Origin of the sequence: Pseudomonas sp. KK4, assembly GCF_001984065.1 — a bacterium.
GTDB lineage: Bacteria > Pseudomonadota > Gammaproteobacteria > Pseudomonadales > Pseudomonadaceae > Aquipseudomonas.
On the sequence record NZ_LYVP01000241.1, the window covers coordinates 1 to 1,598 of the forward strand.

Annotated in this window: 1 protein-coding gene and 1 pseudogene; both read left to right on the plus strand. The window is 52.4% G+C overall.

Features of this window, described 5'->3' with window-relative positions; all coding sequences use genetic code 11:
* Positions 1-93 precede the first annotated feature (93 nt).
* A pseudogene (locus B0W55_RS30665) lies at positions 94-230 on the plus strand (N-formylglutamate deformylase); the annotation flags it as partial.
* Between the two features lie 180 nt (positions 231-410).
* On the plus strand, positions 411-1,598 hold a 1,188-nt coding region (locus B0W55_RS29305; RefSeq protein WP_139341014.1), incomplete at its 3' end, for a hypothetical protein.

Sequence of the window (1,598 nt, forward strand, 5' to 3'; positions counted from 1 at the left end):
TACCGCAAACACACTTCCGAACTGAGTCCGCAGGTCGAATTCACCGTGGAATGACATAACGCTTAATTCGTACGCAACTCTCCCTGTGGAGATGCCGAAAACATCCACGCCGTGCAACTGGACTGGTCCAGCGCACCTGCATGGAAGAATTCGAACCGTTGCGCTATCGCCCGGACCTCGCCAAGCAAACCCGCGTAGTGTTGAGAGAACTCTGGGACGAAAAGCACTAGCGGTAACTGATCGTTCCCACGCTTTTGCGTGGGACGCCTCCCTGGACGCTCTTGCAACGCAACACTTAACGCCTGCCTTTTGTCCGAACTGTCATTTGTGACAGGTCCCCTCGCGATTTCTTTTTGTTAATAACGGATGAAGAAGAACGCATGCCATGCGTTGCGAGGAGAGCTGAAATCATGTCGGTGCAAACAGATGCGTCTCGGATAAACCCGGTCATTCTTACGCCTGCCAATGAAAGCAAGCATCCGCCCTTCACGTCGGTGCTTATGAGTGGCACCTGTCAGGAGGGCGCGAGGGTTGAGGTGTTCAATATAGAGGGCACAAAAATCGCTGACGCGGTCGTCATTGGGATTCGGTGGTTTTGCTACAGGGTGTGGGGTGTGGAAGGTGATGACGCAATCCCGGCCTCGTGGTTCGGTTGGATAGGACAGGGGGCTGGGTCGCTAACGTTTTTTGTGGTGCAAACAGTCGGTACCGATCGAATACAGAGTGGCAATTGCAGTTTTTCGGTAGGGACGCTGGAAAAATCATCTGCGCCGACAATCAACTTTCCAGAGGATGGGGGGCAGTATGTCATTGGTGAACGTTTTCCCGCAGATCTGGTGGGTGATTGCGTGCTAGGAGCGAAAGTAGATATAGCCGTCAATGGTAGCTGGAACAAGCATTTTGCTGAGGCGGCTAATGGTATTTGGCACGGCTCTCACGAGGTGATACCTGGGGTTATGACCTTTCAAGCCAGGCAAACGGTGCCTGGTCTATTGACCTCAGACCCGGGGCCTCTCGTCACCGCTAGATATGCCGTGTCCAACAATGAAGCTCTAATGGATATGAGTACTGAGGAGCGATCCAGCGGCGTATCGTCGAATGCCCGAAAACCCCTTCCTCCCAAAATTACTATGCCGATGGATGGAGCTAATTTTTTTGTAGAGGAAACATATTTGATCATGGGGGAGTGCGAGAAAGATGCGACGTTGGTCTTGGATCGTAACGGTCACGAGACTGAGGTGACCGTAATCGATGGCAAATGGTATACGTTTGGATTGAACAATTATCCATCGGGATACGATATTCCGCAGAAGTATCGGGCTAAACAGAAGGTGAATGGTTCCGAATTCTCCGACTATAGCGATGCCATCACAGTTAACTTCCCCATGTCCCCGCCACTGATCCTTTTCCCCGTCAACGGCGGCACTTATTCCGCATTCGTCGTTTATGTCTCTGGCGTTTGCGACTACGACGCAGAAGTCGAAATCATCGCCGCCCAGGATGGCGCCGTCCTGGGTAAAGCGGTAGTCGTCGGCACAACCTGGGTTTATCGAAGAGACTGGACCTCAGGCGTTAAACACATCAAGGCCAGGCAGACC